General features: G+C 55.1%; 46 protein-coding genes and 1 tRNA gene. 30 read left to right on the top strand and 17 right to left on the bottom strand.

Features of this window, described 5'->3' with window-relative positions:
• The first annotated feature begins 60 nt into the window (after window positions 1-60).
• On the top strand, window positions 61-546 hold the full coding sequence (gene ruvX / locus AC3B6F_RS08560; RefSeq protein WP_489824028.1) for a Holliday junction resolvase RuvX: 486 nt from the start codon (window positions 61-63) through the stop codon (window positions 544-546).
• A 27-nt stretch (window positions 547-573) separates the two neighbouring features.
• Here the strand turns inward: ruvX and AC3B6F_RS08565 are convergent, their stop codons facing one another.
• Window positions 574-723 (bottom strand): hypothetical protein, encoded by a 150-nt coding sequence (locus AC3B6F_RS08565; protein ID WP_489824029.1) that lies wholly within the window; start codon window positions 721-723, stop codon window positions 574-576.
• Between the two features lie 580 nt (window positions 724-1,303).
• On the opposite strand from AC3B6F_RS08565, the gene AC3B6F_RS08570 reads away from it, so the two are divergent.
• The 3 genes from AC3B6F_RS08570 to AC3B6F_RS08580 all read left to right on the top strand — a co-directional run bounded on the left by AC3B6F_RS08570 (window position 1,304) and on the right by AC3B6F_RS08580 (window position 2,376).
• Complete coding sequence (locus AC3B6F_RS08570) at window positions 1,304-1,558, top strand: hypothetical protein (RefSeq protein WP_010501675.1); 255 nt, start codon at window positions 1,304-1,306, stop codon at window positions 1,556-1,558.
• A gap of 349 nt (window positions 1,559-1,907) precedes the next feature.
• Window positions 1,908-2,114 (top strand): cold-shock protein, encoded by a 207-nt coding sequence (locus AC3B6F_RS08575; RefSeq protein WP_010501677.1) that lies wholly within the window; start codon window positions 1,908-1,910, stop codon window positions 2,112-2,114.
• A gap of 94 nt (window positions 2,115-2,208) precedes the next feature.
• Window positions 2,209-2,376, top strand: a complete 168-nt coding sequence (locus AC3B6F_RS08580) for a DUF2256 domain-containing protein (protein WP_023942388.1) — start codon at window positions 2,209-2,211, stop codon at window positions 2,374-2,376.
• 101 nt (window positions 2,377-2,477) lie between these two features.
• Here AC3B6F_RS08580 and AC3B6F_RS08585 read toward each other — a convergent pair.
• The 13 genes from AC3B6F_RS08585 to AC3B6F_RS08645 all read right to left on the bottom strand — a co-directional run bounded on the left by AC3B6F_RS08585 (window position 2,478) and on the right by AC3B6F_RS08645 (window position 9,349).
• Window positions 2,478-2,618: transfer RNA gene (locus tag AC3B6F_RS08585), tRNA-Leu, on the bottom strand.
• Window positions 2,612-3,709 (bottom strand): tyrosine-type recombinase/integrase, encoded by a 1,098-nt coding sequence (locus AC3B6F_RS08590; protein WP_489824030.1) that lies wholly within the window; start codon window positions 3,707-3,709, stop codon window positions 2,612-2,614. The genes AC3B6F_RS08585 and AC3B6F_RS08590 overlap by 7 nt, the downstream gene beginning before the upstream one ends.
• 186 nt (window positions 3,710-3,895) lie before the next feature.
• Window positions 3,896-4,117, bottom strand: coding sequence for a hypothetical protein (locus AC3B6F_RS08595; RefSeq protein WP_489824031.1), 222 nt, complete (start codon window positions 4,115-4,117; stop codon window positions 3,896-3,898).
• Between the two features lie 227 nt (window positions 4,118-4,344).
• Window positions 4,345-4,797, bottom strand: coding sequence for an XkdD/Y8K6 family phage-associated protein (locus AC3B6F_RS08600; protein WP_426066629.1), 453 nt, complete (start codon window positions 4,795-4,797; stop codon window positions 4,345-4,347).
• On the bottom strand, window positions 4,797-4,970 hold the full coding sequence (locus AC3B6F_RS08605; protein WP_489824032.1) for a hypothetical protein: 174 nt from the start codon (window positions 4,968-4,970) through the stop codon (window positions 4,797-4,799). The genes AC3B6F_RS08600 and AC3B6F_RS08605 overlap by 1 nt, the downstream gene beginning before the upstream one ends.
• Window positions 4,967-5,860: a phage recombination protein Bet gene (bet, locus tag AC3B6F_RS08610; protein ID WP_489824033.1), complete on the bottom strand. Its 894-nt coding sequence runs from the start codon at window positions 5,858-5,860 to the stop codon at window positions 4,967-4,969. Before bet ends, AC3B6F_RS08605 begins: the two co-directional genes overlap by 4 nt.
• Before the next feature lie 4 nt (window positions 5,861-5,864).
• Window positions 5,865-6,158: a hypothetical protein gene (locus tag AC3B6F_RS08615; protein WP_489824034.1), complete on the bottom strand. Its 294-nt coding sequence runs from the start codon at window positions 6,156-6,158 to the stop codon at window positions 5,865-5,867.
• Between the two features lie 60 nt (window positions 6,159-6,218).
• On the bottom strand, window positions 6,219-6,422 hold the full coding sequence (locus AC3B6F_RS08620) for a hypothetical protein (protein ID WP_489824035.1): 204 nt from the start codon (window positions 6,420-6,422) through the stop codon (window positions 6,219-6,221).
• A gap of 5 nt (window positions 6,423-6,427) precedes the next feature.
• Window positions 6,428-6,766: a hypothetical protein gene (locus AC3B6F_RS08625; RefSeq protein WP_489824036.1), complete on the bottom strand. Its 339-nt coding sequence runs from the start codon at window positions 6,764-6,766 to the stop codon at window positions 6,428-6,430.
• 163 nt (window positions 6,767-6,929) lie between these two features.
• Window positions 6,930-7,073, bottom strand: a complete 144-nt coding sequence (locus tag AC3B6F_RS08630) for a hypothetical protein (RefSeq protein ID WP_489824037.1) — start codon at window positions 7,071-7,073, stop codon at window positions 6,930-6,932.
• A gap of 349 nt (window positions 7,074-7,422) precedes the next feature.
• Complete coding sequence (locus tag AC3B6F_RS08635) at window positions 7,423-7,644, bottom strand: hypothetical protein (RefSeq protein ID WP_489824038.1); 222 nt, start codon at window positions 7,642-7,644, stop codon at window positions 7,423-7,425.
• A 115-nt stretch (window positions 7,645-7,759) separates the two neighbouring features.
• Entirely contained in the window at window positions 7,760-8,266 is a 507-nt protein-coding gene (locus AC3B6F_RS08640) for an ImmA/IrrE family metallo-endopeptidase (RefSeq protein ID WP_489824039.1), read from the bottom strand.
• A gap of 393 nt (window positions 8,267-8,659) precedes the next feature.
• Complete coding sequence (locus tag AC3B6F_RS08645) at window positions 8,660-9,349, bottom strand: LexA family transcriptional regulator (protein ID WP_244902285.1); 690 nt, start codon at window positions 9,347-9,349, stop codon at window positions 8,660-8,662.
• Window positions 9,350-9,656: 307 nt separating this feature from the next.
• On the opposite strand from AC3B6F_RS08645, the gene AC3B6F_RS08650 reads away from it, so the two are divergent.
• The 5 genes from AC3B6F_RS08650 (at window position 9,657) to AC3B6F_RS08670 (ending at window position 11,496) form a co-directional block, all read left to right on the top strand.
• Window positions 9,657-10,199, top strand: coding sequence for a carph-isopro domain-containing protein (locus tag AC3B6F_RS08650; RefSeq protein ID WP_489824040.1), 543 nt, complete (start codon window positions 9,657-9,659; stop codon window positions 10,197-10,199).
• Window positions 10,192-10,398, top strand: coding sequence for a hypothetical protein (locus AC3B6F_RS08655; RefSeq protein WP_489824041.1), 207 nt, complete (start codon window positions 10,192-10,194; stop codon window positions 10,396-10,398). Before AC3B6F_RS08650 ends, AC3B6F_RS08655 begins: the two co-directional genes overlap by 8 nt.
• A complete protein-coding gene (locus tag AC3B6F_RS08660; protein WP_489824042.1) occupies window positions 10,395-10,568 on the top strand; it encodes a hypothetical protein in 174 nt (57 codons plus the stop codon). The genes AC3B6F_RS08655 and AC3B6F_RS08660 overlap by 4 nt, the downstream gene beginning before the upstream one ends.
• A gap of 1 nt (window position 10,569) precedes the next feature.
• On the top strand, window positions 10,570-10,974 hold the full coding sequence (locus AC3B6F_RS08665; protein ID WP_489824043.1) for a hypothetical protein: 405 nt from the start codon (window positions 10,570-10,572) through the stop codon (window positions 10,972-10,974).
• Between the two features lie 102 nt (window positions 10,975-11,076).
• Window positions 11,077-11,496, top strand: coding sequence for a hypothetical protein (locus tag AC3B6F_RS08670; RefSeq protein ID WP_489824044.1), 420 nt, complete (start codon window positions 11,077-11,079; stop codon window positions 11,494-11,496).
• Between the two features lie 2 nt (window positions 11,497-11,498).
• On the opposite strand, the gene AC3B6F_RS08675 is transcribed toward AC3B6F_RS08670, so the two are convergent.
• Window positions 11,499-11,708 (bottom strand): hypothetical protein, encoded by a 210-nt coding sequence (locus AC3B6F_RS08675; protein ID WP_489824045.1) that lies wholly within the window; start codon window positions 11,706-11,708, stop codon window positions 11,499-11,501.
• Between the two features lie 65 nt (window positions 11,709-11,773).
• Here AC3B6F_RS08675 and AC3B6F_RS08680 point away from each other — a divergent pair, with 65 nt between their 5' ends.
• From AC3B6F_RS08680 to AC3B6F_RS08725, 10 genes are all read left to right on the top strand, one after another.
• Window positions 11,774-12,202, top strand: a complete 429-nt coding sequence (locus AC3B6F_RS08680) for a hypothetical protein (RefSeq protein WP_489824046.1) — start codon at window positions 11,774-11,776, stop codon at window positions 12,200-12,202.
• Window positions 12,203-12,221: 19 nt separating this feature from the next.
• On the top strand, window positions 12,222-12,440 hold the full coding sequence (locus tag AC3B6F_RS08685; RefSeq protein WP_489824047.1) for a helix-turn-helix domain-containing protein: 219 nt from the start codon (window positions 12,222-12,224) through the stop codon (window positions 12,438-12,440).
• Entirely contained in the window at window positions 12,437-13,081 is a 645-nt protein-coding gene (locus AC3B6F_RS08690; RefSeq protein ID WP_489824048.1) for a hypothetical protein, read from the top strand. The genes AC3B6F_RS08685 and AC3B6F_RS08690 overlap by 4 nt, the downstream gene beginning before the upstream one ends.
• Window positions 13,041-13,313, top strand: a complete 273-nt coding sequence (locus AC3B6F_RS08695) for a DUF2312 domain-containing protein (RefSeq protein WP_489824049.1) — start codon at window positions 13,041-13,043, stop codon at window positions 13,311-13,313. Before AC3B6F_RS08690 ends, AC3B6F_RS08695 begins: the two co-directional genes overlap by 41 nt.
• A gap of 3 nt (window positions 13,314-13,316) precedes the next feature.
• Window positions 13,317-13,673 (top strand): VRR-NUC domain-containing protein, encoded by a 357-nt coding sequence (locus AC3B6F_RS08700; protein WP_489824050.1) that lies wholly within the window; start codon window positions 13,317-13,319, stop codon window positions 13,671-13,673.
• Complete coding sequence (locus AC3B6F_RS08705) at window positions 13,670-14,515, top strand: hypothetical protein (protein WP_489824051.1); 846 nt, start codon at window positions 13,670-13,672, stop codon at window positions 14,513-14,515. The genes AC3B6F_RS08700 and AC3B6F_RS08705 overlap by 4 nt, the downstream gene beginning before the upstream one ends.
• Window positions 14,516-14,517: 2 nt before the next feature.
• Complete coding sequence (locus tag AC3B6F_RS08710) at window positions 14,518-15,117, top strand: hypothetical protein (protein ID WP_489824052.1); 600 nt, start codon at window positions 14,518-14,520, stop codon at window positions 15,115-15,117.
• Window positions 15,114-15,467: a hypothetical protein gene (locus tag AC3B6F_RS08715; RefSeq protein WP_489824053.1), complete on the top strand. Its 354-nt coding sequence runs from the start codon at window positions 15,114-15,116 to the stop codon at window positions 15,465-15,467. Before AC3B6F_RS08710 ends, AC3B6F_RS08715 begins: the two co-directional genes overlap by 4 nt.
• 49 nt (window positions 15,468-15,516) lie before the next feature.
• Window positions 15,517-16,650 carry a RelA/SpoT domain-containing protein gene (locus AC3B6F_RS08720; RefSeq protein ID WP_489824054.1) on the top strand — a complete coding sequence of 378 codons (1,134 nt, stop codon included), beginning with the start codon at window positions 15,517-15,519 and terminating at the stop codon, window positions 16,648-16,650.
• A 95-nt stretch (window positions 16,651-16,745) separates the two neighbouring features.
• Window positions 16,746-16,913, top strand: coding sequence for a DUF2256 domain-containing protein (locus tag AC3B6F_RS08725; protein ID WP_489824055.1), 168 nt, complete (start codon window positions 16,746-16,748; stop codon window positions 16,911-16,913).
• A gap of 333 nt (window positions 16,914-17,246) precedes the next feature.
• Here AC3B6F_RS08725 and AC3B6F_RS08730 read toward each other — a convergent pair whose 3' ends face one another.
• Both AC3B6F_RS08730 and AC3B6F_RS08735 read right to left on the bottom strand, forming a co-directional pair.
• Entirely contained in the window at window positions 17,247-17,459 is a 213-nt protein-coding gene (locus AC3B6F_RS08730; RefSeq protein WP_489824056.1) for a hypothetical protein, read from the bottom strand.
• Window positions 17,460-17,599: 140 nt separating this feature from the next.
• Window positions 17,600-18,187 carry a CatB-related O-acetyltransferase gene (locus AC3B6F_RS08735; protein ID WP_489824057.1) on the bottom strand — a complete coding sequence of 196 codons (588 nt, stop codon included), beginning with the start codon at window positions 18,185-18,187 and terminating at the stop codon, window positions 17,600-17,602.
• Between the two features lie 135 nt (window positions 18,188-18,322).
• Between AC3B6F_RS08735 and AC3B6F_RS08740 the strand changes: the two genes are divergently transcribed.
• The 11 genes from AC3B6F_RS08740 to AC3B6F_RS08790 all read left to right on the top strand — a co-directional run bounded on the left by AC3B6F_RS08740 (window position 18,323) and on the right by AC3B6F_RS08790 (window position 26,510).
• Window positions 18,323-18,973, top strand: coding sequence for a hypothetical protein (locus AC3B6F_RS08740; protein ID WP_489824058.1), 651 nt, complete (start codon window positions 18,323-18,325; stop codon window positions 18,971-18,973).
• 58 nt (window positions 18,974-19,031) lie between these two features.
• Window positions 19,032-19,379 carry a hypothetical protein gene (locus AC3B6F_RS08745; RefSeq protein ID WP_489824059.1) on the top strand — a complete coding sequence of 116 codons (348 nt, stop codon included), beginning with the start codon at window positions 19,032-19,034 and terminating at the stop codon, window positions 19,377-19,379.
• Between the two features lie 15 nt (window positions 19,380-19,394).
• Complete coding sequence (locus tag AC3B6F_RS08750) at window positions 19,395-19,907, top strand: terminase small subunit (RefSeq protein ID WP_489824060.1); 513 nt, start codon at window positions 19,395-19,397, stop codon at window positions 19,905-19,907.
• Between the two features lie 2 nt (window positions 19,908-19,909).
• On the top strand, window positions 19,910-21,217 hold the full coding sequence (locus AC3B6F_RS08755; protein WP_023942244.1) for a phage terminase large subunit: 1,308 nt from the start codon (window positions 19,910-19,912) through the stop codon (window positions 21,215-21,217).
• A 9-nt stretch (window positions 21,218-21,226) separates the two neighbouring features.
• On the top strand, window positions 21,227-22,714 hold the full coding sequence (locus AC3B6F_RS08760) for a phage portal protein (protein WP_023942243.1): 1,488 nt from the start codon (window positions 21,227-21,229) through the stop codon (window positions 22,712-22,714).
• A 36-nt stretch (window positions 22,715-22,750) separates the two neighbouring features.
• Window positions 22,751-23,332: a phage scaffolding protein gene (locus AC3B6F_RS08765; protein WP_023942242.1), complete on the top strand. Its 582-nt coding sequence runs from the start codon at window positions 22,751-22,753 to the stop codon at window positions 23,330-23,332.
• 85 nt (window positions 23,333-23,417) lie between these two features.
• Window positions 23,418-24,797: a hypothetical protein gene (locus AC3B6F_RS08770; protein ID WP_034880208.1), complete on the top strand. Its 1,380-nt coding sequence runs from the start codon at window positions 23,418-23,420 to the stop codon at window positions 24,795-24,797.
• A complete protein-coding gene (locus AC3B6F_RS08775) occupies window positions 24,797-25,045 on the top strand; it encodes a hypothetical protein (RefSeq protein WP_023942240.1) in 249 nt (82 codons plus the stop codon). The genes AC3B6F_RS08770 and AC3B6F_RS08775 overlap by 1 nt, the downstream gene beginning before the upstream one ends.
• On the top strand, window positions 25,009-25,413 hold the full coding sequence (locus AC3B6F_RS08780; protein ID WP_023942239.1) for a hypothetical protein: 405 nt from the start codon (window positions 25,009-25,011) through the stop codon (window positions 25,411-25,413). The genes AC3B6F_RS08775 and AC3B6F_RS08780 overlap by 37 nt, the downstream gene beginning before the upstream one ends.
• An 8-nt stretch (window positions 25,414-25,421) precedes the next feature.
• Window positions 25,422-25,823, top strand: coding sequence for a hypothetical protein (locus AC3B6F_RS08785; RefSeq protein ID WP_023942238.1), 402 nt, complete (start codon window positions 25,422-25,424; stop codon window positions 25,821-25,823).
• A gap of 3 nt (window positions 25,824-25,826) precedes the next feature.
• Window positions 25,827-26,510 (top strand): hypothetical protein, encoded by a 684-nt coding sequence (locus AC3B6F_RS08790; protein WP_489824061.1) that lies wholly within the window; start codon window positions 25,827-25,829, stop codon window positions 26,508-26,510.
• Window position 26,511 lies beyond the last annotated feature (1 nt).

Genomic DNA, 26,511 nt, shown 5'->3' on the forward strand with positions numbered 1-26,511 from the left:
CCTGAAAAAGAGGAAATTATGGTAGCTTTTCAGCCGTCAGACGGATCATAACGCCGGGATATGTCCCTGTTCAATCCACATGCCCTCCGTAATGTCCTTCAAACTGATCAGCGCATCCTTGGGATAGACCCAGGATCGAAGACGATCGGTGTCGCAGTGACAGATGTTTCCCTCATGCTCGCCTCCCCTCTGATTGGCCTGAAACGGCGCAAACTTGGGGAAAATGCGAAGGAGCTTGCAGAGATCGTCAAGTGTCAGGATGTTGGGGCGATTGTTGTCGGATTGCCATTGTCACTTGATGGATCTTTTGGCCCTGCAGCGCGCGCGGCATCGGATTGGACAACGGCTCTTTCCGAACGTTTGGGCGTGCCTGCGTGTTTATGGGATGAGCGGTTGTCTTCGAGTGCGGTGAATCGTTTCCTGATTCAGGATGCAGATATGACTCGGGGTCGACGCGCTGAAGTCGTGGATAAGATGGCTGCTGCCTATATGCTTCAAGGCTGGCTGGATGCGACCAAGCCTGAAGCAATTGAGTCTTTTTTCTAAAACTAAAAGAATTGGTGTGAACGCACCTTATATGAAGCTGATACCAATAATAATCCCGACGATAGACAGGCCAATCAGGATACAGACGGGCAGCACGAGGCTGGAGAGGAGATTCTCTCCTTCCTCTGTGGCATCTAGTGCGACATCGTCATCATCAAGATCGGTTTGGTCTGTCATATTCCAACATTAGGGCAGGCATCGGGGTGATGCGAGTAAATTATGGCTCATCACCCCATTTACTACTGACGATGAGAGAGTTCTCTCGGTCGGGTTGTGGCCTTCAATTTGGATCTCTTGTTAGTTGGCATGTCTTCAGGGTTTTATGAAGGTCTAGTCGCGTGTGGGCTGCATACGTGCTGACTGTCCAGAGAAGCACATTTGACGCTGTGGGCGATCGAGGCTTCAGAAACATATCCGAATGTCTGGCGCAGGCTTCCAGCATTCCGCCTTTGATCGATTCATCAATTCTGTCTTGAAGAGAGAGGCTGGAGATTTTGTCGACCATTAAACTGCCTTCCATTAATCTGGACCAAATATACCCTATTTGAACTGTGAGCGGTAGAAAAATCCCGTTCCAAGGGGAAAAATTTATCAGTCTGATCAGAGTGGTTTATGAAAAGATGGAAAAAGCGCCTTTCCGCGCCGTTGTCGAAAATGTTTCATCTTTCATGAGGCGGTACGGCTAGATTCTCTGCTTTCAAAGGAATTGACACCACACATGAAAGAGCCTCTCCTCTCGCTAAGGAGGACCATTATCATGGCCGATGAAGATATTGCTGGTGACGAAGTCGCAGGTTACCTGATCCGCCGCGAGCTGGAGAATGGGGACGATGAGTTCTGGAATCCTGCGGAAAAGTGGGTTTCGGATCCAGGTGATGCCGAGCTCTATGAAGAAGAAGATGAAGCCAACGCGGTTGCTGATCTTCTGAGCGAGAATGACACTCTTTCTATCACTGTCGAAGAAGTTCTTTATGATGACGGTGAAGAAGACGAATTCAACGACGGCGAGTAAGTTGTTTTGAGTTCTGTAAAAGCCGGTCTGCCGTGGAGGTGGTCCGGCTTTTTTATTTTTCAAAGAAAATTCAAGCGGATGAAAATTATTTTGCTAAAAATTCGTATGCGAATTGAATGATAAAAATATTGCGTTTCAAATATTTGGGTTCTTTCTCGTTTTATAATGACAACATTATTTTCAGTATATTTTATGCTTTTCTTGCATTTTTATCTCGCTTAAATATATATCGTCATTGGCGGATGCTTTTATCCGGATCATGGATGCGCGCTGCATCAATTTTTCCCTTAAAAGTTATGATTGCGTGCGTGTTTTGCGCGCGACCGCCTTTCTAATAAGGAGCCTCGTTATGACAACAGGCACCGTAAAGTGGTTCAACCCGACCAAGGGTTTTGGTTTCATTCAGCCAGAAGGTGGCGCTCAGGATGTGTTTGTTCACATTTCTGAAGTTGAGCGTGCAGGTCTGCGGACTCTGAACGAAGGTCAGGAGGTTTCCTTCGAGGTCGAAGCTGGCCGTAACGGCAAGAAGTCTGCGGTCGCTCTCAAGGTTGCATGACGTCCGGGTATTCTTGCCTGTAGAAAAAGCCGCCTGTTTGGGCGGCTTTTTTGTATTCTTTGCGAGTTGGCATTTTGAAGAGCTGAAGCAAACTGTGCGCCGTAAGGGAAAAATTCACCGAAAGCCGGCTAAAGCTCATCTGCCTGAAAAGATTTGCCCTGTTTGCGTTCGGCCGTTTTCCTGGCGTCGGAAATGGGCCAAGGACTGGGATCAGGTCAGATATTGTTCAGAAGCCTGTAAGCGAGCCAAGCGCGAGGTATGATTATTTTTGCTTGTTAAGGGGCTATAGGGCCGCTTGGAAAAGATGCTGGTTCAAGCATTCTTTAAGTTGCAGATTTCAGGAAAAATTCTGACCGGATCGGGTGGTGGGCGCAACAGGGATTGAACCTGTGACCCCTACCATGTCAAGGTAGTTGAGAAATCACAGAAAATGGCGGTTTAACAACAGGTCTAGCGCAGTCCAATGGCGACTGCACCAATTCTGCACATTTAGCCACTTATCCCCAGCCACTCACTATGACTTCATCGCGGTAGGCATCTGGCATCACCTTGGCGTACCGAGTCACTGTCGTAATGTTCCCCCAGCCGCCGTCTGCTTTCAGTCTCATAAGATCCTTGTGGATGCAGTATTGCCAGCTTGCCCACGTGTGACGAGCATCGTGAGGCGTGACGTCTGGAACGAAGAAGTGCCGTTCTGTCTGCTTCCCTTTCGGCACCCATATCCGCATCTTTCCAGGCAGCCCAGCCTTGTGGCATGCGACTGACCAGCCTGACTTAATCTGTCCACCACTCGTGCGGCCATTTTCAAAGTAGGCGCTCCCGACCTCCTTCCCCTGCCCGCTTCGCGACTTGCGAGAACGGACGGGACGAAACACACGACCATCCCGATTCGGCAATGCCGCCAGAGCTGCACACACCCTTGCCGGGAGATCGATGTGTCGTTCATTGCCCTGCTTCTGCCACACCACTGCCCGTTGCCCGCGCAGATCAACACTCGACCAGTCCAGTTCCAGTGCCTCAGACATTCTGGCTCCGGTTCCGAATAGGAAAACCAGCAATGGCCTGAGATGGGGCGCTGCGCACTCGATAAGGCGCGTCACCTGCTCTGGGCGTAAATAGATCGTTCTGTTCGTTGGAATGCGCGGCTTATCGAACGCGGGACGGTCACACCATTTGCGGATGGCAGCGAACTCGAGAACTGACCGCAGTGGCGTGAGGACCGATCGAACCTTGGTGGCTGAACTGGCCTCGGCACCGTCCCGAAGGATATGCCGATAAGCCTGATCTAATGATGTTTGACCGATGTCCGAAAGGCGGATTGTCCCGAAGTGATCCAGAAGCCTAAGAAGGTAAGCCTTGGTCGCATCGGACCTTGGCTCTGCCTCCAGATAAGCGGTCACAGCATGAGCAAACGTTACAACGGCGCGTTTGCCATAGATGCCTTCTTGCCAGAGTTCTGCTTCGCGTTTTGCGCGGTATTCTTCTGCCTGCCTCGGGTCAGCAGTTCCTGTGCTTTCATAAACGCCCTGTCCTTTGACAGTTCCACGGACATAGAGCGTTTCTGAATTGGGGCGTTTGTAGACTTTAAGGGGCATTCCAAGCTCAACAGAAGGCGTTTGTAATCTGCCGGATAGAAGATAATGCGGCTACCCCATCGGCGGTGCGTAGGGCCTCCGTGGAACTCTTGGACGCGACTCAGGTGCTCTCTGAGCTTCGTCTTGCCGATGCGGCCTTTCAGGCGATCAAGAACATCCTGAAAGGTCATCGTTTCATCAAGCGTCTCACCCATGGGCGCCCTCCCTCACCTTAACGGCGCGATAGAGCCCGTCCGGACTGCACTCTGCCAGCCCGCGGCGAACGAGGAACGGATACGCGAACCGTCCCTTTTGCGTCGGTGCGTGCCAGACGTCCGGCTCTGCCCGCAGCAGGTTCAGGACGTCGCGTTGCGGGCGGGTTAGTGTCAGGTCCGTCATGGATTTTCTCCCTTCCGGACTATAGCCCATCCCATGCGGTCCAAATCGTAGAGAACGCGATCAACTCTATCGCCAGGAGAAACTCCGAGCTTTTCTTTGCGGGCCATGCCCTGCTCTTGAAGAGCTTCCAGTAGATCGCATTTGAACTCGACGCGAGTCATCGTCTCACTCACCTCAAACACTCCCCGGCCGCTGACCGGCCGACAGGTGGAACAGGATCACGAGGGCCAGGGCCTCGATTAGGGTGGGGAGGTGCATCATGCCTCACCTCGGGCTTTGGTAAGGGTGGCATTTGCCTGCTTCACCGTTTCAAGGAGTGCAGGAGCAATGTCTGGGAGTAAGCTCGCCGCAGTGTTCAGATCATTCGCAGCCATGCGCAAAGCCTCGTAAAGCTCCGGTGCGGCGGCGATTAGATGGGCATCGGGAGCTGCAATCCCGCGGATTTGAAACCGATAGACAGACGTATCTTTTTGAGCCGCATCCAAGCCAACAATCGACTGATCGCCGACTTCGAATTGCAGAAGGTCTTTTGCCTTCACCATCCCCCGGCCTTCGGGCTGGAAGGAAGGCTGCGCCCCATTCAATCCCCATCGCTGAAATCCCATCACATACCGACGCCCTGAATGGTTAGTCGCAAGATAGATCTCTGGGCATCCTCCAGCAGTTCCAAACCAAGCCCACGGACCAGGCGCAAACTTCGCTTCCGACATCACGCCTCACCCCCAACAAACCGCCCGTCCAGGTGCTCAATCTGCGCAACATCGCTCGTGAGGTCTCGGCCCCACGGCGTGTGCTTCCACTCGTTCGCGGCTTCCCGCAGCGTCTCCGCCATGTGCTGCACCCAGATGGCCGGGCGCATGTCTTGATCGAGGTCGCGGGTCATGCTGGCATCTCCTCAAGATCGACATTCGCGTTCTCGGCAGCCTGCTGCTGTTCCTGCTGGACTAACTCGCCGTAGCGATCTGCGATCAAGTCTTGCACGGCTTCTATGGTGTCATCCGGGATCGGGCGCCCTACCTCCATGGCCTTGTCTTGCGTCTTGGCCCAATTTGCCTGGAGCGCTTCAACGCCTCGTGTATCCGGGCAATTTGCAAGGCGACTCTTGAACCACTGGATGTGATCGACCGGCCGTTCTTTACGTGGGAGTTGGCGCGTTTGAGACGGCTGTGGCGTCACGTCCACAGGCTCGGCAAATGTCTTGCCTTCCATCTCGTCGTTAGTGTTCGTGCCGCCTGTTAGCTCAGGGAACGCCATGCGGAGTGCCTGCGCTTCTGCGCATTTTGCAAGCTGACCGAAAGATCGCTTTGCCCACATAGCGTTAGGAGCATCCGTGTCTCTCTTGGCTGTCGCATAGTTCTCCAGCCAAAACTCCATGGCCGGAAATTCGCAGACATGGCCAGCAACGAGGCGCTTAACTGTGACCTTGCACCATTCGGGAAAGCGGACGTCTCGACCGCCCAACTTCATCGTGCGGATTGGGCCGAATTCAGGCTCACTCTTACCGAGGTACTGGCCAGTGCGCGCCGCCTCAATGCGGTAGAGTGCGATACCTGGCATGACCGTATCAATCATGCCGCCCGCTGCCTTGGACCAGACCGGCACGATATGAACCGGCTTCTTCATCACGTCGAGGCCGGCCGCGCGACAGTATCCGATCACCATGTGTACGGCTGCATCAGACGCGCCCGGATATAGGCTGTTCTTGAGCGTATCCATTAGATCACGTTCAGTGACCGTACCCATCTGCTGGCTTGTTTTTGCTACTGCGTTCATGTCCTCAAACCTTCCGAATGGCGAGCGACGGCGCGCCAGTGCTGAGTTTCGCGTCATCCAGCTCAGCCATGACGAAGAACAGACCTGGCTTCACGGCCTCTACCAGCTTCCGAAGGCGGGCGATGGCCGGCACGTTTTCTAGCGCAGCAATCTCGTCCAACTTGCCGATGAGCTGCGTCTCGTACAGATCACGCAGCCCCTGCGTCGGAGCGATATTGCGCTGATTGCGGAGGTAGTCCGCCATCCGGTGCAGTTGCCGGATCTTGCGGACCATATCTGGATGAGGAACGAATGACATAGACGCACCCCTCCCGTTCACTGCTTCACGCATTGTTCGAATTTCCTGTGTTTTACTTGGTTATTCTTCGAAGTAGGTCAGTTCATCTATGAGCTGCTCAAGTTCGCCTTTTGCCAAACTGCGTTTCTCGGAGATTTCGCTAGCGCCCATCTCTCGCATGGCGTCTCTGCAGCGTAAAAGGATCTCAGTTACTGACTGAATCCGCCCCATGGCCGTGTTGAAGTCCATCGTGACCAGCTTGCCCTTTGGGCGGTCGAGGACCATGGGCATTAGTTTGATCCTTCGAAAGGAATTACTGCTTCATCATGGGCGAGCATCCAATCTTTGCACCATTGCACGGCTTTCCAATCATCATCCGAATGGCGCGCAACTAGGCCCCGCACTAATGACCCGTCTTGATTGCGGCGGTAAATCTCAAGCCCTACTTGGGCTTCTGCTAATGCAAAGTGACGAGATTCCCATACGGTACGCTTCGTAAGCTGATGACTGGGGAACAATCTCTGGAAAATATTGGCATCGCATGTCTGAACAACTGGCTGCCCAAAGTCATTCACAGGGAGCGCTGCTCCATGATTGGTCTGTGAGAAATTGTCCGGCAGGTTTGCCATTGTTGATCTCCCGTCGCCGTTTTGGCGTGGGATTAATCTATGGCCAATGTGGCCACTTCGTCAATATCTATTTGGCCATTACGGCCATCTTTTTTATGGCCACGTAATCTTATCGGTTCTCTCGCACAAAAAGAAACCCGGCATTCACCGGGTTTCGTGTAGGTCATTTGTCGTGGTAGCGCCCGTAAAAGGCCTGGGGCTGCCCAACTGGCTCGGCCCCTGCCTTGCCTGTGTCGCTTGGAGTACTGCATGCAGCTATGGTGAGTGCCAGACCAATGCCTGCGCTGATTTTGATGATCTTGCCCATTCAAACCCCCACAGCCCGCTGGATGCGAGCCTTAGATGAGAGATCATATCAAAATCGCAACAAATATAAATCTAGATTTGCTTTTAATTCATGAGCTCCGGCGGTTCCTCCATCGGAGGTGGCTCATCAGGCAAGGTGGGAGGATTGGGCGCCGGGGGCATAGGTGGCGGCATTGGAGGGGGCGGATTGGGCAACTCGCTCGCATGACTTTCCAGCAGGTCAAAGATCAAATCAGAAACGCCGTGCATGGTCCCCTCCTCTCAATTTCTGCGGTGAGACCATTTAAAGTCTGCATGCGGCGGCAGTTCCCCCTGAGAAAAGAAAACCCAGCCGAAGCTGGGTCCCGATCTTACATTCCGCCGCCTGGGCCACCACCGCCCATGCCACCCATATCTCCGCCACCACCAGGGCCTCCTTGGCTATAGCCACCACCTGGGCCGCCTTGGTTGCCTCCACCTGGGCCACCGCCACCTCCTCCCGGGCCACCCATACCGTCTGGGCCGGGGCCCCAACATGCGGAGAGTGCGAGAGCCAAGCCAATGGCCGTGCCGATCTTTGCAATCTTGTTCATAAGAACCTCCTGAGCATCATAACGCAGGGTTTCTTGTGCAAGATCATGGCGAGTTTGAAACAAAAAGAAACCCGGCCGGAGCCGGGTACATATGAGTAAAAAGTATGCCGGAAATTCAGTCCGCCAGCCCTAATTGCTTCAAGCGTATATTGACGGCCTCTTCTGATGCGCCAAAAACCTTCGCTAACACATTGGATTGGCGCAGGTGAGCGTTCCAAAACGATAAGATCAAACTTTTAGGCATTAGTAACTCTGCTGCCATTCGGTTTGCCTGATACTCCTCTTCGCGAGATGCGCCACTCCTGTACATTGCATCATCAACCAATCCTTTGCGATCAATGATGTCTTTATGGAGAAGGAAATGCGCTATCTCGTGAGCGATTGTAAACCGTTTTCTATTGTCGGAATGGCTACCATTTACTGAGATACGGTAGGTGCCATCACGCATCTTCTTGATAGAGCCGGATGTCTTGGGGTCAGTAAATGAGGCGTTTTGGTCCACGTCGATATCTAAGGCCCGAGCCATACCAACCAGATCTACTGGCGCTCCATTTTTGAACTTATCAACGATATCGAAGGGAGTGAGGCCAAGCTCTACATTGATTTTTGGCAACATATTCATTCCTCCCCGTATCCTAGTGTCTCTGCTTCTTGAGACTGGCGCCCCTCAGGCACCCCCAAGGCAGTCAGCGATATCTGGCGTCGCATTTCGTTTACGGCATCTTGAGCCGTTTCCCTAGCAATATTCTCCGCTTGCTCGCGGAGGGTAGCGTAGCCCCATATAGCTATGATGCCGACCATTAGTGTTACTGCGGCCATAGATATGGTCGCAGCGGTAAGAGCCATCGTAGAAACAGTAGCGCCGTTCCACTCACCGTCAAACGACGCTCGGTGAAAAGAGAAAAATATGAAGATTGCGCCAAAGAGTAGGATATTGGCGGCAAAGAGTCCACGAGAGCACCATCTCTTTGCTATAGATCTACGGTTAGCTTCTCTGACGGGTCTCATCCCACCCTCACTTCCAAGTCCACTTCCCAACGACGCGGCCGTTGATCCGCACATCATCCAGCGGCAATTCATAGGCTGGGTACGCCGGGTTAATACTCATGATCCGGATGAGCTTAGGCTCTGATCCCATCACTACTTCTACGCGCTTCAAAACAACTCCAAGGCCATCCCAAAGCACATAGACGCCTGCGGGTGACGGTGTTGTGTGGCCTGTATCGACCAGGATGCGGTCTCCCGCGCAGTAATCCGGCTCCATGCTATCGCCAGCCACGCGGATGATAGTCAGCTTGGAGGGGTCGGAAATAAACGCGCTCACCAACGCACGTGGGAAACTCCAGTGGTCTACAGGCTGCTGGTGCTCAACAATATCGGAGACCACAGCTCCCATTCCTGCCTGCGGGCTCACGTCGATTTCTGGGACGGTCAGAGCATCGCCTGCTGTCCGGGGAGACTCTGTTACTTCTATCAGTTCATCAAACTCTATGGGGGAGCCGATCTCTTTCAGGAGTTCTACGCGCTCCACCCCCAAGGCTGAAGCAAGAGCCTTGGCGAATTGCGGGGAGACGCCTCGCTTTCCCTTATCAATTTTATTGTAAGTAGAGGGATCCATGTTTGCGCGTCGCGCCACATCGGCTGCACGCATTTCGCGCTTTACGCGGATCTCTTGAACGCGGCTCTCAGGTGTCTCGTCGGTCATGTGTCCAATCTGGCCATACTTAGAGCAAAAAATATATGGCCATGATGGCCGTTTATGATTGACTAATTGGCCATTACGGCCATAACGTCGTGGCCATGACCCTGGACGAATACAGGCGCCAAGAAGGCGTCACCGTCTCGGATCTCGCTGATGCAATCGGCGTGACCGGGCCCCACCGCATCAGGACCGTATATCGGTATCTGACACAGGAACGCACTCCAGCACTCCCGGTGATCCGTCGCATTGTGGAGTTCACCAATGGGAAAGTCACATTTGAGGACTTTCTACCAGAAAGGGCGGAAGCGTAATGGCCGTTTATATCGTCCGTCCGCAAGGAAGTGGCCTCGTAAAGATCGGCCACTCCGGAGACGTTCAGCGCCGCATATCGCAGATGCAGGCAATATCTCCAGTGCCGGTTCTCTTGTTGAAAGAATGGCCAGGCGGCTCCCAAGAAGAGGCGGCAGTTCATCGCTTCTTTGCTCACCTAAAGCAGCACTCAGAGTGGTTTGAGTACTCACCTGAAATGCTAATCATCGAACCTGCTTCTCTTTTGAAAAAAGAGCGCGAAGCTAAGCGCGTGCTCACTAGCCGCCAACGGATTATTTCTGATCTCGATACCAAAGCACTCGTCATCATCGAGGAGCATGGGGGCACACGCCCACTCGCTCGTAAGCTCGGACTTTCGCCCTCCACTGTTCAATCGTGGAAGCGCAAGGGAAGCATCCCGGCAAGCCGGGTTCCTGCAATCGCAGATGTCACAGGTATCTCTCTTGATGAACTGCTGAAGGCCTGCCTTCCACCACTCCCCACCCGCGCCAAGCGCCCCACGAAGGAGGTGGCGCATGTCTAACGCGGTCGTGGCTGAAATTCGTATGCCGCCAAAGGCTCGTATCGCCCGCGCTGGCCTCTCGCTTGTGAAGGCTGAAGGCCTCTGGTGGGTCGTCCCTTCCGCAAACCCAAGCAGCCGCATGGGCGATGGCTTCCAACTCAAGTCTGAGGCGCAAAAAGCCGCCCTCGGTGTGATCCGGCTTGCTCGGGAGGCGTCATGAACGTCCCCAAAAACTGGACCACCATTGCGGTCTACTCCCCAAACGAGAACCGCTTGGTCCCGGCTCCGGGAGCGAAAATCACTGAAAGTCAGGTGATGGCTCGCGCCAACGTCCAGCACCGAACGGTGACGGTATCCGGCAAGAAAATCCTTCAAGTGAAAGCGAAGTAAGATGGCAAAGGAAGTAATCTGCGCCACTGCCTCCGGGTTGCTGCAACTTGGTACGGTGACGCCGTTCGGCATTCAGACCTCTATTGAGAATTTCGCTTCGTTTTCTGATGCGAAAGCATGGGCAAATCGCAACGGCGTTAGTCTCCGTTATCACAGCGATGGACAGACGATCCGACAGGAGGATCTGTCATTCCTTGTTGCGATCCAGTCGAGCACTTCAATTGAAGAAGCCGTGACAGCATCAGGGCGTTCTTCATCTGGTATCGTCGGCACTCTTCTGCGTCTTGCGTCTCTTGGTTACCTGAAAATTTCCAAGGCCAAGCGCCGCAAGGACTGGACAATCACCCTCACTGACCTCGCGAAATCCACGCTCACCTCCTTGGCGGGAGCGTTGAACCATGCCTGACCTCCAGACAATCGGCGCTTTCATCACGATCGGCGCGGGCATGACCATGCTCGTCACCCTCTGCGTGATCCCGGCCTTCATGGCCCCATTTCGGGGGATGAAGTGATGGCCGTGCATGGCAAGCGCGTAGGCATTAACTGGGATGTAGAGACCGAAAATGTCCTCAAGATGCGCCGTGAAGGTCTCTCTTTCAGCAAGATCGGCCTGAAATACGGCTGCTCAGAATGGTCGGTCCGTGACGCGATGAAAGTGCGTGGCGTGAAGACCATTCGGACCAGGACGGCGAAAACTGAAGCTGAGATCCGAAAAGCCCATCAGGAAAAGGCTGTTCGGGATGCTCTGCGCAAACATGCCAAGGTGCAGGCCAAGAAGGCGGCATCCACATGGATTGGCGGGTTAGCTTCTTTCAGCGTGCTGTCGAAGCTAGACCGCGACATTCAATCGGGTGCCGATCCGGTTGAAGCGGGACGTGCCATCTTCGGTAATCGCATCCCTCGCCCGCTTATCGGCGTGTTCGGCTGACCTCACCCGATGAGAGCCCCTAACTCCTCAGCAACGCGAAGCGCGATGTGGTCCCGCACCTCCTGGCACATGCCACGGTGCAAGGTTGCCCATATCCGCGCCTGCAGGATCAGGCCGCGAGCCAGCACGGGCTCGTCAATGTCTTGTTCCAGTTGTGGTGTTCCGGGCGGCATGTCCTCCATCGCTGCTTTTCCTTCTTCGCTCAGTGACATGACGAAGAATGGAGCCAGCCGTGTCCAAAATATTGGAAAAGAATTCCGCCAGATTGGAAAAACCCATGATGCACTCGCCTGAGAGCGTGACGCATAATGCCCAGTCTATGGCCCGAACCATCTCTGAGACGTTCGGCCAAGGCCTCGGCGTCAAAGAGACAATATTCCGCCTAGCACGCACCCTTAAGCTGACTGAACGCCAGGCAAAAAGCCTGTTCTACGGCGAATGGGAGCGCATTCCTGCCTATGTTTATCTGCGGCTGGAGCAGGCGTACCGAAGCAACCTGGAGCGCGCAGCCAGACAGGCAGAGCACAAAGCCGCCGTCTATCGCGCCCTAAGCAACGAATGGGATGAATTATGCGCACAGGATACCTGCGCCTACGCATCCACTGCCTCCGATGGAGAGCGGAGTATGCGATCCGTGCAGCCATTGCCCTTAAGCGCCTTGGCGACCGGTTCACAGCCGTCGCGGACCGGCTCGAACGCCGCATAGCGGAAATGGGGGACGGGCGATGACTGACCGACCGATTACAGAAGCGAAATCAATAATCGCGGACGCAGTTGAGATGGCAGGAGGTCAACACGCCCTCGCCCGACTGCGCGGCCTCAACCAGTCCGACATTTCTCAAGCCGTAAATAACGGCCGCACAGACTCACGCAATCGGGTGCTGAACGCCCTCGGATACGTCGTGATTGAAACGATCCGCCCGATGAAAGGCCAGAACCGATGATGCAGAAACTCAGTGTCTTGGTTGCCTGTGAATACAGCGGCGTTGTCAGGGATGCGTTTCTCGAACGTGGACATGATGCCATGAGCTGCGATCTGCTCCCTACCGAGAAGCCGGGCCCTCATTATGAGGGCGATGTACGGGACGTTCTGGATTACCCGTGGGATCTGATGATCGCGCATCCGCCTTGCACAGACCTTTCAGTCAGTGGGGCAAGGCACTTTGCTGCGAAGCGTCTTGATGGCAGGCAGCAGGCCTCGGTGGCATTTTTCATGGCGTTGGCGAGATGCCCCATTCCCAGAAAGGTCATCGAAAACCCGGTAAGCATCATGTCCACCATGTGGCGTAAGCCAGACCAAATAATTCAGCCTTGGATGTTCGGACATGGCGAGACGAAGGCAACATGCCTCTGGCTTGGAAATGTCGCACCACTGGTTCCGACAGACGTCGTGGAAGGACGTATGCGCGGGTGCATCTCCTGCCACCGTCAGAAGACCGCTGGAAACTCAGAAGCACGACTTATCAGGGCATCGCTGATGCTCTCGCTGAACAGATCGGGGGCCGTGTCCATGCCTCTGCAACTCACATTCCGGAGATGGCGCTATGACCCAAGACATGACAGGCCACAATTCCGGCGCTTCTGAGGGCGGGATTGCCGCTGATCGGCTGCGCTCGATCATTGAGAGAGTGGAAAGACTGGATGAAGAGCGCAAGGCGCTCGCGGGGGATATCAAGGACATCTTCTCAGAAGCCAAGTCGGCCGGATTTGACGTGAAAACGATCAAGCAGATCATCCGGATGCGAAAGCAGGAACCGGCCGATCTGGAAGAACAAGAGACGCTTCTTGACGTCTATCGTCGCGCCTTGGGGATGTGAGCCATGACGCACGAGGAAGACCGGCTTCATACATACATCTGGCGAGCGCTTCAGATCTTATTGCCAGATGACGTCGTGGCCTGGAGCAATGAGAACCGACGCAATGGCCTGCGAGAAGGTGCGAGGCGTAAGGCGCGCGGGTGTATTCCCGGAGTGCCGGACATGCAGTTCACGCACGCCGGACGAACGCTTTACGTCGAGATCAAGACGCCAACTGGTACCGTAAAGAAAGAGCAGAGAGACCTGCACAAGCGCTTGAAGTCTGCTGGTGCATCCGTGGCCGTATGCCGGTCCCTGGAGGATGTGACGGGCTTTCTGGCTCGTGAGGGTATCGCTCTGCGTGGCGAGGTGATGGCATGAGCGCGCGCAGATGGGCAAAATTTTGGTGGCAAGACTGGCAACGTGATCCTGCGCTGAGAATGTGCTCCCTCGCAGCGCGTGGTGCATGGATCGAAATATTGTGCCTGATGGCAGATGCAAATCCGGTCGGACACCTGCTGGTAAACGGTCGCACGCCGAACATGAGGCAGCTCGCGGCTGTCCTGGGCTGCTCTGAAAAAGATGCTAACAAGCTGGTTGCTGAACTCGAAGAAAACGGAGTTTTCAGCCGTTCAGACGATGGCACGATCTATAGCCGCCGTATGGTCAGGGATAAGACCATCAGCGACGAAGCATCAGCCAACGGTAAGAAAGGGGGTAATCCCCAGATCAAGCCGAAGAAGGCAACTAAGGTTAAGCCGGAAGAAGACAAGGGGTTAACCCCCACCCTTAACCAAGAGGTAACCCCCACCCTTAAACACCAAGAAGCAGAAGCAGAAGCAGATACAGAAAGAAAGAACTCACTGCGTGAGTTAGAAAGCGCGTCTGGCGACGCTTCGCCCGGTCAGGCTGTCGCGGTCGCCACGAAACCCACCAAGGCCAAGCGGGCTTGCCGCCTTCCCGAGAACTGGCACCCATCCCCTGAGCAAATCCAGTTTGCCCGAGAAAACGGCGTGGACCCGGTGAAGACGGCTGCCGTGTTCCGCGACTACTGGCTCGGCGTTCCGGGTTCTCGAGGATCAAAACTGGACTGGGATGCAACCTGGCGGAACTGGGTCAGGCGGGATCAGGACATTCGGCCAACTGCCCGTGCAACGCAGGCTGATCGCAGAGCCGCCGTCAACGCCGCATGGGCTGGCGTTCCCGACATCGAGGGGGTTTGAGCATGAGCATCGCAACCAAAAGCAGCGGGGCGGTTGTCCTGGCCCCGACCTACACGCCAGCCACCGGCGACCTGAAAGCGCTGATTGCAGCCAAGCGCGAAGGGTATCTCTGGCGGTCTGATCTGACGCCCGATCGTGTCCGCGCCATTCGCAAGCAACTCGCCGATGCAGAACGGGCATCCCTGCCCCCGAACCCGGTCATCGTGGCATCGTGGCTGATGAAGCTCACGAAGCTGGTCACGAACGCGCCGGCAGAGCTTTCCCGCGATTTGGCGGAGGTGATTTTCGAGGTCTGCGGCGATATTCCGTCCGGAGCCTGGAACCCGGAGAGCCGTTTGGCCTGGACACGTCAGCCGGACCGGAATGGCTATCCGGTTGGTTCGCGTTGGCCTGCACCGGGAGAACTGCACACGCACCTCCTGCCCTTTGCCGATCGGATCAGGGACGAGGTTTCATCGCTCAAGGCCATGCTTGCGATGGTCGAAGCACCTCCTGAGCGGCGCGAGCGCCAGAAACCGACGGATGCGGAAATCGCCGCTGTTGTTCGCTCTGCGCGGATGGCCAGACAGGCACTTGCCGAAGGTGTGGAGGAACTCGGATGAAATCCGCAGAAAATAGCCAAAAACAGAGCGATTTTCCTTGTACTGAACTCGGTGCCTGTACTACCATTCCAGCCATGGAAACCCGCGAAATTCCGCCAGAAACGGACGTCTGGCCGCACTGCGTCGATACCTCGGCGCATAACCTGCTTCCGGCAATCGACTGGAACGCGGCTTGTGCGAGACTGCGAGCGCGTCAGGTTCGGGATATGGCCCTGAGAGCGTCACAGTTGAGCGCTGAGCGCGATGACCGTTCGTTGACGGTAGATGGTGGGTCGAAATCACCAGAGAGCGAATATGACGCTTCTCCGGATATGTTCGATTATGGTGGAACAACGGAGGTGACGCCATAACCCTCCCCTGGTTCCTGAACCCTTGGGCGGAAGTGCGACGGGATTTGATGTGTCGAATGTAACGATTTATGAACTCCTCGAACGAGAGGAGAGACTCGATAGAGTCCTAAATTACATGACGTTAATATCCCCGACCAAGCTTCCAACGCGGAAAAGAATAACAAAAGCAGGAAGATCTGTCAGGGATAATTTAGAAACAGAAGAAGATGTTGAAGTAATTGATACATGGCGTTCTGCACATGGTGCTGTACTCAACACTTTTCAATCTTTACTTAGGGCCAGGGCTAGAGGTAAGGGTGTAATTGTAGCCCAAAGGCACAAAAGAAAAAATACAATATTCGATAAATTAAAGCGATATCCGGATATGAACCTAGCGAGAATGGATGACATCGCGGGGTGTCGGTTAATATTTAAGGATATACCATCTCTTAATAGATTTCGCGATGAGATGCATAAAGGCGGATTTCGCCATAAATTAGTTAATGATCCTAATAAGTATGATTATATATTCCGCCCGAAATCCACAGGTTATAGGGGAATACATGATATATATTCATATGATGTCAATTCACCCTATGGTGAGCATTTAAAGGGTTTAAAAATTGAGATCCAGTATAGAACTGTAGCCCAGCATGCATGGGCTACAGCAAATGAAGTTATAGGGAATATCACAACCAGTCAGCCCAAGTTCCAGAAGGGCGATAGGCGATATGAATATTTTATGGCTTTGGCGAGCGAAATGATTGCCCGCTCAAAGGAAAAAAGCCGATCTTGTTTCCCTGATTGGGATAATGGAAAGTTGGTACAGACTTTCGTCGAACTGGATGCAGAGCTCCAGTTAAGGGGGAAATTGAAAAATACTAACTCTGACGAAGCAAAAACAAAAAATTATGGAAATTATATATTAGTTTTTGACAAAGAATTAAAAATCTATCCCCATAGATATGAATCAACAGCCCTATTAGAATTGTTTAATCTTGAGAGAGAATTTCCAAATATTGATATTGTATTGGTTAGAGCTAAGGGTGAAAAGGAGTTAAAATTTGCTTTCAAGAACTACTTCACCGATGCGCAGGATTTTGTAAATTTAATAGATAAAGCGATAGAAAGTCTCTCTAAATACAAAATATACGATGTTAATCCAGCTCACTTTGAAGGTCTGGGCTGGGACTACGGTCCTTAATATCATGCCGCGGCCAACACTCGTAGCAGTAGGGCAGATCCCCATTTGGGCGTTCAATGCCAAATGGTGCACCCTTTCCTTACGAGGTAAAGTGAATGTCGCGCGGCAAAGGCAAGATTGCTCCCAAACCGCCCAAGCGGGATCTTCCCTCAAAGATATGCCCTGTCTGCGACCGTCCGTTCACCTGGCGCAGGAAGTGGGCGAAGGATTGGGATCAGGTCCGGTATTGCTCTGAGGCTTGTAAGGGCATTCGGAAGTCATGAGACCTTGGATTTCAAACTTAACGGACAATCTTGCGCTTTACCAAATGCTACCAAACTTAGGAGGGCTTTATGCGGCGCATTCTCACATCCCTAACCGTGGTATTTCTCGCAGGGTGTACCTGTCATTCACATGAGCCCCCGAAGCACGAGACGGCGGCTTGCATGAACTACAGAACCATGATGACCGCACCAATGCCGCCAGACGCTATGCAGCGGCTTCAAGAAAAATGTGCGGCGTCGCGGCGATAACGTGACGAGAGCTTACCGCCCCCTTGGTTCCTGAACCCTTGGGCGGAAGTACGGCGGTTGGGAGTGAAGTTTACGTTACCGATCCTAGTCAGTGTATTCCGTGATATGAACGTCATGATCTGGATCGCACCCTGGCCCAACACGATCATTCGGAATTGATCCGGACCCGACTTCTTTTGTGCCTTTGTACCAAATTCCAAGGTGGTTATTCGCATCGTGACCTGTCACCTTCATGACGCTTTCTAGCGATCCGTCATGGATGTCCGAGGCGTAATCTCCAACTTTAATTTTCATCATTTCTTGTCTCCATTTTCACGCTGCGGCCAACACTCGTAGCAGTAATGCAGGTCCCCGTTCGGGCGCTCAACTCCAAATGAAGCGCCCTTCCCCGCATTTACAGCAGTCGTAGGCCCAGCCTGATTTTGTTTTTTGAGTGGTCAATTGTTTGGCTCGTACTGATCCAAAAACGCCTCTATATCTCCACTCATAAGATCCTTTACGCGCTCCTGAAGAACCTCCTCTGGCCAGTTCCACCAAGCTAGCGCCAGTAATCGTGCGATAACGCTTTCAGAAAAGCGGAATTTGAGCAGCTTGGCCGGGTTGCCCCCTACTATGCCATAGGGGGCGACATCTTTGGTCACGACCGCACCAGCTGCAACAATTGCTCCGTCGCCTATCGTGACCCCGGAGAGGATAGTTGCGCCAGATCCAATCCAGACGTCGTTACCGATGACCACATCGCCTTTTGATGAATGGTCCCCTTCCCCGTCTTCAGCTTTCGGCCAGAACTGGGAAAGAGTTTTGAACGGATATGTCGTCACAAGATCGGCACGGTGATTGCCCAGAGCGATTGTGACATTCGGTCCAATGGAGCAGTAGTCGCCGATTGTGAGGTGAGCTTCTCCAGCTTCTAGGATTAATGGAGCCCCATAAGTGTGCGGGCCAATAACCCAACCCCACTCAGCGATTTGATAAGCAAGGGCGAAGTGCGTCAGCGCAGAAAACGCGTTGTTCCCAAATGACATAGCAATGTCCTGTGGAGTTGCAGGGCCTCAACGAAAGTCTTCACCCAAAATGAGCTGAGCGCAATGGGTATGATCTCCAATCATCGTGTCGTTTTGTCCTTGTACAGCGACCTTGGCCTGTACTAAGATTCTGCCATGCCAAAAGCCCTGACATCCCGCGACGGACTCGCCGAAACTGTTCGCCAGTTTTCCACTCCGAAACAGACGCGAAAAACGGCGTTCGTTTTGCCGAGAGCAGAGGATAACTCGCCTACGGTCGAGCGGATGGCGAAGGGGGATTATGAGACGGTCGGGTCCGGAAAGAAGGTTCGGCGAGCAAAAGCTACCGTCGTGAACACGCTTCACATGGCGGGCGATATTACTGGCGACGATGTTGCTTCGGCCAAGAAATGGCAGCGGGAATATGACTTGGCACGGAATGGCTATTTCGAAGCCCTGCCCGTTTCTGAGCGGCGGCACGTTGAGCAGGAAGAAGCGCTGAAACACGACGCTGTTTCGTGGCTGATCTTTCGCGGGCGTGCGAGCGCTCATCTTCGGGAAGTGTCCAACTCGCTTGGGCTTTGCTCGTTCAAAATCCTGAACTGGATGCTGGTTCAAGAGCTATCGCTTTCGGCAATGGGCGCCCTGCTTTATCCGGGTGTCAGCCGCGCGCAGGCGAGCCATAAAGTATCGGGCCGGTGCGCTCACGTTCTTCAGCAGCTCACTGAGTTTTACGAACTCAAGCGCACTCAACGACAGGCTGAGCTGAGGGCTGAGAAAGTGCTTGTACCTGTGTCACAGATGTGAGATTGTTTTTTCACGCTGCGACACCTGCGCCTAGCGTCATCACTGGACAATCAAACTCATGCCGTCACCCATCCAGACTGGATCTGTGGTGTGGTGGCGTAATGGGCGTTATCTCGTCGCCTCGGTCACTGATCGAAGCGTTGCGATTTGTCCGATTGAGGGTGGTCCCTGCCCTCGCCATCGTGCCGATGTGGCGCTGGATTGGTTTGAAGCGCTCAGCCTTCAGGTTGATAGCGGTTATGTAATCAGGTGTGTGCCGTTTGGCGTTCCGGTCTCGTCTGTCGTTTTGGCTGGCGGATTGGCGTTTGGTGCTTTGATGGCGCGGGTTCAGGTGGGGATCTCGAAAGAGGTTCAGGCTCGGGCTTTTGAAATGCGGCATTCCCCATACGACTGTGAAATTCTCTAAAGTCCGGAGCGAACAATGGCGAACCTAACGCCGAAGCAGGCGCGGTTCGTTGAGGAATACCTTGTCGATCTGAATGCAACTCAGGCTGCTTTGCGTGCCGGGTACAGCCAGAAGACGGCAGCTAAGATCGGCTCTGAAAACCTCCAGAAACCAGAAATTCAAGATGCGATTTCTGAGGCGCAAGGGCGTCGCTCCAAGCGAACGGAAATTACTCAGGACCGGGTCTTGCAAGAGTTGGCCAAGCTTGGCTTTGGCGACATTCGTGCAATCTTTTCTGAGAATGGCTCCCTTAAACGTCCGAAAGACATGGATGAGGATGCTGCGGCCCGGATCTCCTCGATCGAGGTGGTGGTTAAGCCGGTACCGGGGACGCAGGGGCAAGAAGTTGAGCATGTTGCCAAGATTAAGTTGTGGGACAAGCTCGGTGCACTGACGCAGCTCGGGCGGCATCTTGGCATGTTCAAAGACAAGCTGGAGACGTCAGGCGAAATCGGCATCAACATCACATCGGACGACGACGCGCTGTAACTATGGTCGCAAAGCTGAACCCTGCACAGGCCGAGGCAAACCGGCTACTGGGTTCGCCTGCGACGCATATTCTGCTCCGTGGCGGCTCTCGGTCCGGCAAGACGTTTCTACTGGTGCGGGCTATTGTGATCCGGGCGGTCAAAGCCCCCGGTTCACGGCATGGTATTTTCAGGCACCGGTTTAACGCCCTCAAAGCGACGGTCATCAACGACACCTTCAAGAAGGTGATGCGCCTCTGCTTTCCGGATCTGCCCTACACGTTGAATCAGACTGACTGGTACGTGCGGTTCCCCAACGGCTCAGAGATCCTGTTTCACGGGCTGGACAGTTCGGACCGGACGGAAAAGATCCTCGGTCTGGAATTCGCCACCGTTTACATGAACGAGGCGAGCCAGATCAGTTATGCGGCACGAAACATGCTGCTGACGCGACTGGCGCAGAGAACCTGCCTGGCGCCGAAAGAGTACATCGACGCCAACCCGCCTACGACGTCTCACTGGCTGTACGGGGTATTCGAGCGCAAGGTCGAGCCGAAATCCGGGCAGCCTCTTCCGAACCCGGAGGCGTATGCGACGATGCAGATTAACCCGGACGCAAACCGGGATAATCTGACGCCTGAATATCTGGCCTTTCTCGAAGGACTTCCTGAGAAAGAGCGGCAACGCTTCCTCCATGGCAACTACCAGACCGCCATTGAAGGTGCGCTCTGGACGCTGGATCGGATCAAGCGGGACGCGCCTGTAGCGGATGCGAACCGGGCGGAAATCCTTTCCCAGATGCAGCGTATTGTTGTGTCGGTCGATCCTTCGGGTTGTGCAGGCGAGGAAGACAAGCGGTCTGACGAGATTGGGATTTCCGTTTGTGGGTTGGACCGTGACGGCGTGGGGCGCGTTCTTGCCGATCTGACGGGGCGCATGGGCCCTGCTCAGTGGGCGAAAGCCGCTCTGGATGCCTTGGATCTCTGGAAAGCCGACCGGATCGTTGCTGAGAAGAATTTCGGCGGTGCGATGGTGGAGAATACGATCCGAGCAGTGAGGCCGACTGCGCCGGTGAAGCTGGTGACGGCATCGCGTGGCAAGGCTGCTCGGGCTGAGCCTGTGGCGGCACTCTATGAGCAAGGCAAGGTCGTTCATCACGGGCGCTTTCCCGACCTTGAGGACCAAATGTGCCAGTTTTCTGCGGCTGGCTATCAGGGCTCGAAATCACCTGACCGGGCTGATGCTCTGGTTTGGGGCTTAACTGAACTGATGCTTGAAAAGCAGATCGGTCCTGCCGCCTGGCAGCCAACATCATTCTCTCTCGGCCGTTAAGGGCAAGTCATGGACTGGCTATCTCTCAAAAGCACGTATCCGGACCCGAAAGGGCAACCGGCACGATGCGGGCGACTGCTGGCCTTGCGGCGGGTGCTGAACGGTTCGCAGTACGACAGGATACCGAATGACTTCGCCACGGAGCGTAGCGGGGCTGGTGAATATATTCCCCTTTCCCGCCGTCGCCCATCAGTACGAACGAACATGTGCCGAGCCGTTGTAGAGGACAGCGTTTCCCTGCTGTTCGGGGATACGCACTGGCCGTCTTTCGTTGCGAACAGTCCTGAGACAGTTGAGGTCCTAACAGCGTTTTCTCATTGTGCAGGCTTGGAACAGCTCTTCAATCAAGCTGCCATTGAGGGTTCGGTTGGGTCTGTCGCCATTCTCGCGGAAGTTGCGGAGAATATCCCTCGCCTGACGCTGCTTGATACGGCGTTTCTAACCCCACATTGGGGCTCGGATAACGGTGAGCTGACGTCCGTCTGTGAGCGATACACCGTCAAAGGTCGTGATCTTGCAGCTCAAGGGTTTGCGATCCCCGAAGACCGAATGGCCGTTGACCACTGGTGGCAGCGGACATGGACCGCCGACGACTGCGAGATCCTCACGCCTTGGCCGGTATCCGCCGACGCCCCGGGCGAGCGGGATAAAAGCCGTTCGGTTCGTCATGGGCTTGGTTTCGTACCGATCGTGTGGATCCGGAACCTTGGCGGCAGTCTCGGTGATCCCGATGGAGACTGCACGTTTGAACGCGCCATCGATACGGTCATTGAGGCGGATTATCTCCTGTCTCAGGCAGGGCGTGGCCTGAAATACGGTTCCGACCCGACGCTTGTTCTCAAGACGGGTGCCATGCCTGGCGGACCAGCTCGTGAGGGTGGCGCTTCATCGGCTCTGACTCTCCCGCCCGAGGGAGATGCGAAGCTGCTGGAGATCAACGGCAACGCGGCTGAGGCGGTTCTCGGGCATTACCGGGAATTGCGGGCTATCGTGCTTGAGCAACTCCATGGAAACCGGGCGCATGCCGACAAGATCAGTGCAGCGCAGTCGGGCCGCGCGATGGAGATGATGTGCCTGCCGCTGATCTGGCTGGCTGATCGTCTTCGGCAGTCCTACGGAGCGGGTTTGTGCGATCTGCTCAGGATGATCTGTCAGTTTACGCACGCTGTGAACGATGGCCTCAAGATCGACGGAACGGCCGTCACGAACCTTGACCCGTCTGGGATCGGTTTGCACTGGCCTCCGTGGTTTGCGCCAACCGAGCCTGAGCTGCTCCAGTTGGCGCAAGGGTTGGTCACAGCCGTTGATGGCGGCCTGATCAGCAACGAAACGGCTTGCACGATCTATTCAGCCCGCATTGGCATTGCTGATGCTGCGTCAGAGTGGGCGAAGATCCGCGATGAAGTGTCCAAGGGTACCCGTTTAGCTAAAAGTGCTGAAACGACCCGCAAAGACAGCAACGCCGGCAAGACCCTGTCCCATCAGGTGACAGCGTAATCACGCGGCTGATGCCGTAATCCACATGAGGGACTGATGTCCGAAGAAAACCCCATCGACCCGAACACGGTCCGAGAGCTTGAACGCGCGCGCGCTGATATCAAGGCGATCCGAGCAGAACTAAAAGATGCCCATGCGGACGTTGATCGCGCCCGCAAAGAGCGCGACGGCTTCAAGGGCCAGCTTGAGACCCAGAAGAATGCGTTTGAGGCGCAACTCGCGGAAGCCAAGACGGCCTCGGAAAAGGCCACAGCAGATCACGAAGCGGCGTTGGCGCAGCTCAAAACTGCTGGTGAGCGAGCAGTTATGGAAGCGCAGGCAGAAACGCTTGCTACCCGGCTCGGTGCGCATAACCCCGCTGATGTGGTTCGGCTGGTCGATCTTTCAGCGGTCAGGCGTGGCGAAGATGGCAAGTTCGAAGGGCTGGCAGAGGCACTTGAGGCCGCGAAAACGGAGCGTGCTTATCTTTTTGGTGAGCCACCGAAAACGGGCGCCGAACAGGGGCGGACGATCACTGCCCCTGCTCCTAAGCCGGGGGCATCTGAGCCAGTCAATGCCCGCACGATGGATGGCAAGGACTATGAAGCGCAGAAGCGCCAGTTCCTCGCCTCCAAGTAATCGAGTTTCCCCGCCTGGCTGATGCTCGGCGTGACTGTGCCTGATGGCACGTAATCAGAATCAACAGACACAGGGACACGCCCAAATGGGTATTGAGAATTTTCCAGTCCAACTTCAGGCCGCCATTCAGCAGGGCTTTCTGGCCCGCGAGTTTGAGAATGGGCTGAAGTCCCGTCTCGGTTTCCGTCAGGTTGCGGATCGGGAAGTTTTCCCGAACGCGATTGGTGAGACGCTGACCAAGACACGAAAGAGCCTCAAGGCTCCTGTCACCACGCCCCTCAATCCAGCGCAAAACACCAATTTTGACAACGGTCTGACTTCCACGGGCTGGAACGTCGAGCAATATACCCTGACGATCAATCAGTACGGCGATACGATTGACCTGAATATGGTCACGAGCGGCGTCGGGATTGCGTCCCAGTTCCTCGCGAATGCGAACACCAACGGCATCCAGGCCATGCAGTCTATCGACCGCCTGGCTCGAAATGCGCTCTTTGGTGGCGCAATGAACGGCGTCGGTGGCTACCTGGGCGGTAATACTCGCGTAACGCAAACGCTGGGGGCTGCTGGTAACACGGTCAATGTGGACGATATCCGTGGATTCCAGCGCGCCATTGTCAATGGTCAGGTTGCCGCCGTTGGAGTTGGCGTCAGCCTGTTGGTGACAGTGGGAGGCGATAGCTACACTCTCGTTGGGGTCACGGCTGATGCAACGAACGTTTCCACTGCGCCTGGTGGGATTTCAGGTACTCTGACGTTCTCTGCCAACGTTACCGTAGCAGATGGAACAGCTGGCCAGGCGGTCGTCGCCGCTACGGCTCCGCTGGTTATTCGTCCGAACGGCCGCCTGACTACTGCCGCCCTGGCAACATCAACCGGGACGACGGCAGCTGACACCCTTGGCGTCCAACAGGTTCTTGCTGGCGTTGCGACACTGCGCCGGAATAACGTGCCGATGATTAATGGTGCGTATCACTGCTATCTGGATGATCTTCAGCTTCTGTCGCTGTTTCGGGATGATGATTTCAAGCTGCTTTATCGTGGCGCTTACGGTTCGGATGAATACCGTTCAGGGCAGGTGATTGAGCTACTTGGTGTGCGCTTTATCCCAACGACCGAAGCGCCTCAGCAGAAATCGCTTGGAGCTGGCGCCATCCACCGTGCACTTCTGGTGGGTCAGGGCGCGCTGGTTGAAGGCGACTACGCCAACACGGGCCACTCCGACATTCCTGACGGAGAGCGTGCACTGATCGAGATGATCGATAGCGTGGCTATGGTCACTCGTGAGCCTCTGGATCGTCTGCGTCAGATCATTGCGCAATCCTGGTACTGGATCGGCGGTTTCGCGCTGCCAACTGATATGACGGCAAGCGTAGACATTATCCCGACTGCCACGAACAGCTACCTCAAGCGCGGTGTCGTTATTGAAAGCCTTGGCACTGATGCGCTTGGCCTGACGTACTGATGGCCCGCCGTCCTAACGTCAGGGCGGCAACCATAGGGGGAAGTAGTGACGCTCCCCCTCTCCCGCCTTCAATTCGTCTGACATCGCCGCACGGCTTCATTGAGGCAGTTCACAACAAAGGCGTGTTTCACTGGGAAGCGGGTGAGGTTGTCACTAATCCCGTCACGATTGCTCTACTGATTGAGCGCGGGGCCAACTGGGAGCCTGTTGAATGTCTGGAAGTGCCAGTCTCACCACAGGACCACTGACGGATGCCGAGAAAACGGATATTCGCCGCTTTCTCGGTTACCCCGCAATCGGGTCCGATGCGTCCGGCCGGTCATCGTGGCGTTTTTTCGAGGCGTATGGGCAGAACGAATGGCGGATGAACAATCTTGCCGCTCCGGAATTGCAGCAGGTCCGGCTTTATCTGTCTCAGCTTTATCCGCTTGAAACGGCCATTCTCGGGGCGTCTGACAATCTCGACACGGACAGGGCTGCTGTCTGGCAGCACAATCGCAACGAGGTGTCGGACCGGATGGGACTTTACGATCTCTGGCGTCGTCGCCTCTGCGGGTTCCTCGGAATACTGCCAGGACCTGACCTGCAAAACTCGTCTTCTCAAATCATCATCTGAGGTGAGATATGGAAAATCTTGACGATCCGGTCATCACGACCGCGACCGGCTACGCCATTCCGCGTACTGCCTGGGCTCATATCCGGGACGGCTTCGTGGTGGCTATCGCGCAGACCTACGATCACCTGAAGCACCCGTTCGGTGACGTTGCAGAGGCTAAGCCGGGGAATGTTCCACTTGAAGGCGAGACTGTGATCCGCGTCACGGGCTCCAATGCTGCCGTCGGCCACCTTGTGGACAGCAAGGGGAACCTGACGCCGGCAGAGGGACGCACGACCGCGCTTTCTCCGGGCCAGCCAGCCTATCATGAGGGAGTTGTGCCGGAAGCGGTGCCGGTCAGTACTCCTGAAGAGGTTGAGCCAGAACCGGCGCCTGAGATTCCTCCACCCGATAAGCCCGAAGGGGAATAACCCATGGATCAGGCTCGATTGCAGGCCCTGACGGCGCGTGGCTACGGCAAGGCTGCCAAGCGCATCGGGGCTGAGACGATCCAGTATCGTCCGACGAGCCTGACTGAGCCCCTCGCCTCGCCGCATGCTTCGTTTCTGGCGGCGTTCAACAATGATGCCGGGTTTTCGTTCAAGGCTCCGACGCTGTGGGGAAAGCCTGCGGTGTTCGGGCTGTTTGATACGACGGACGTTCAGGCCGGGGATATTCTTGTCACGGGCGGCGAGAACTATTTCGTTGCTCGTTTCGAGGCTTTTCAGCCGCCGTTGTGCATCCTGTGTAACCGGACGATTTCCCTGTTTGGGAATGCGTCGTCAGGGGATGGCGCGACGGGGAATGACAGTTCATCCGCCTGCCCGCTGGCCGGATATCAGGACGATTACGGCACATCCGGAGGCGGTAGTGCGTCTGCCGTGGCCACCGGCTGGCCCTGCTCCATCCTGCTGAAAGGCAGTGGCGAAGCGTCCGGCAGTTCTATTCCGGGCGCCATCAAGGCAGCGGTCTATCAGCTTCTGTTGCCAGTCATGCCCGGATTCAACCCGCAGGTTTATATGACTGCCACGGATGATCTGGGCCGGTCCTACGTGATCGAGGGCGTGGAAGTCTCGCAGTACGGGACCAAATGCCTCATGCGCGTTCAACAGGTGTGAT

This window comes from Gluconobacter sp. ESL1110, from assembly GCF_058107395.1.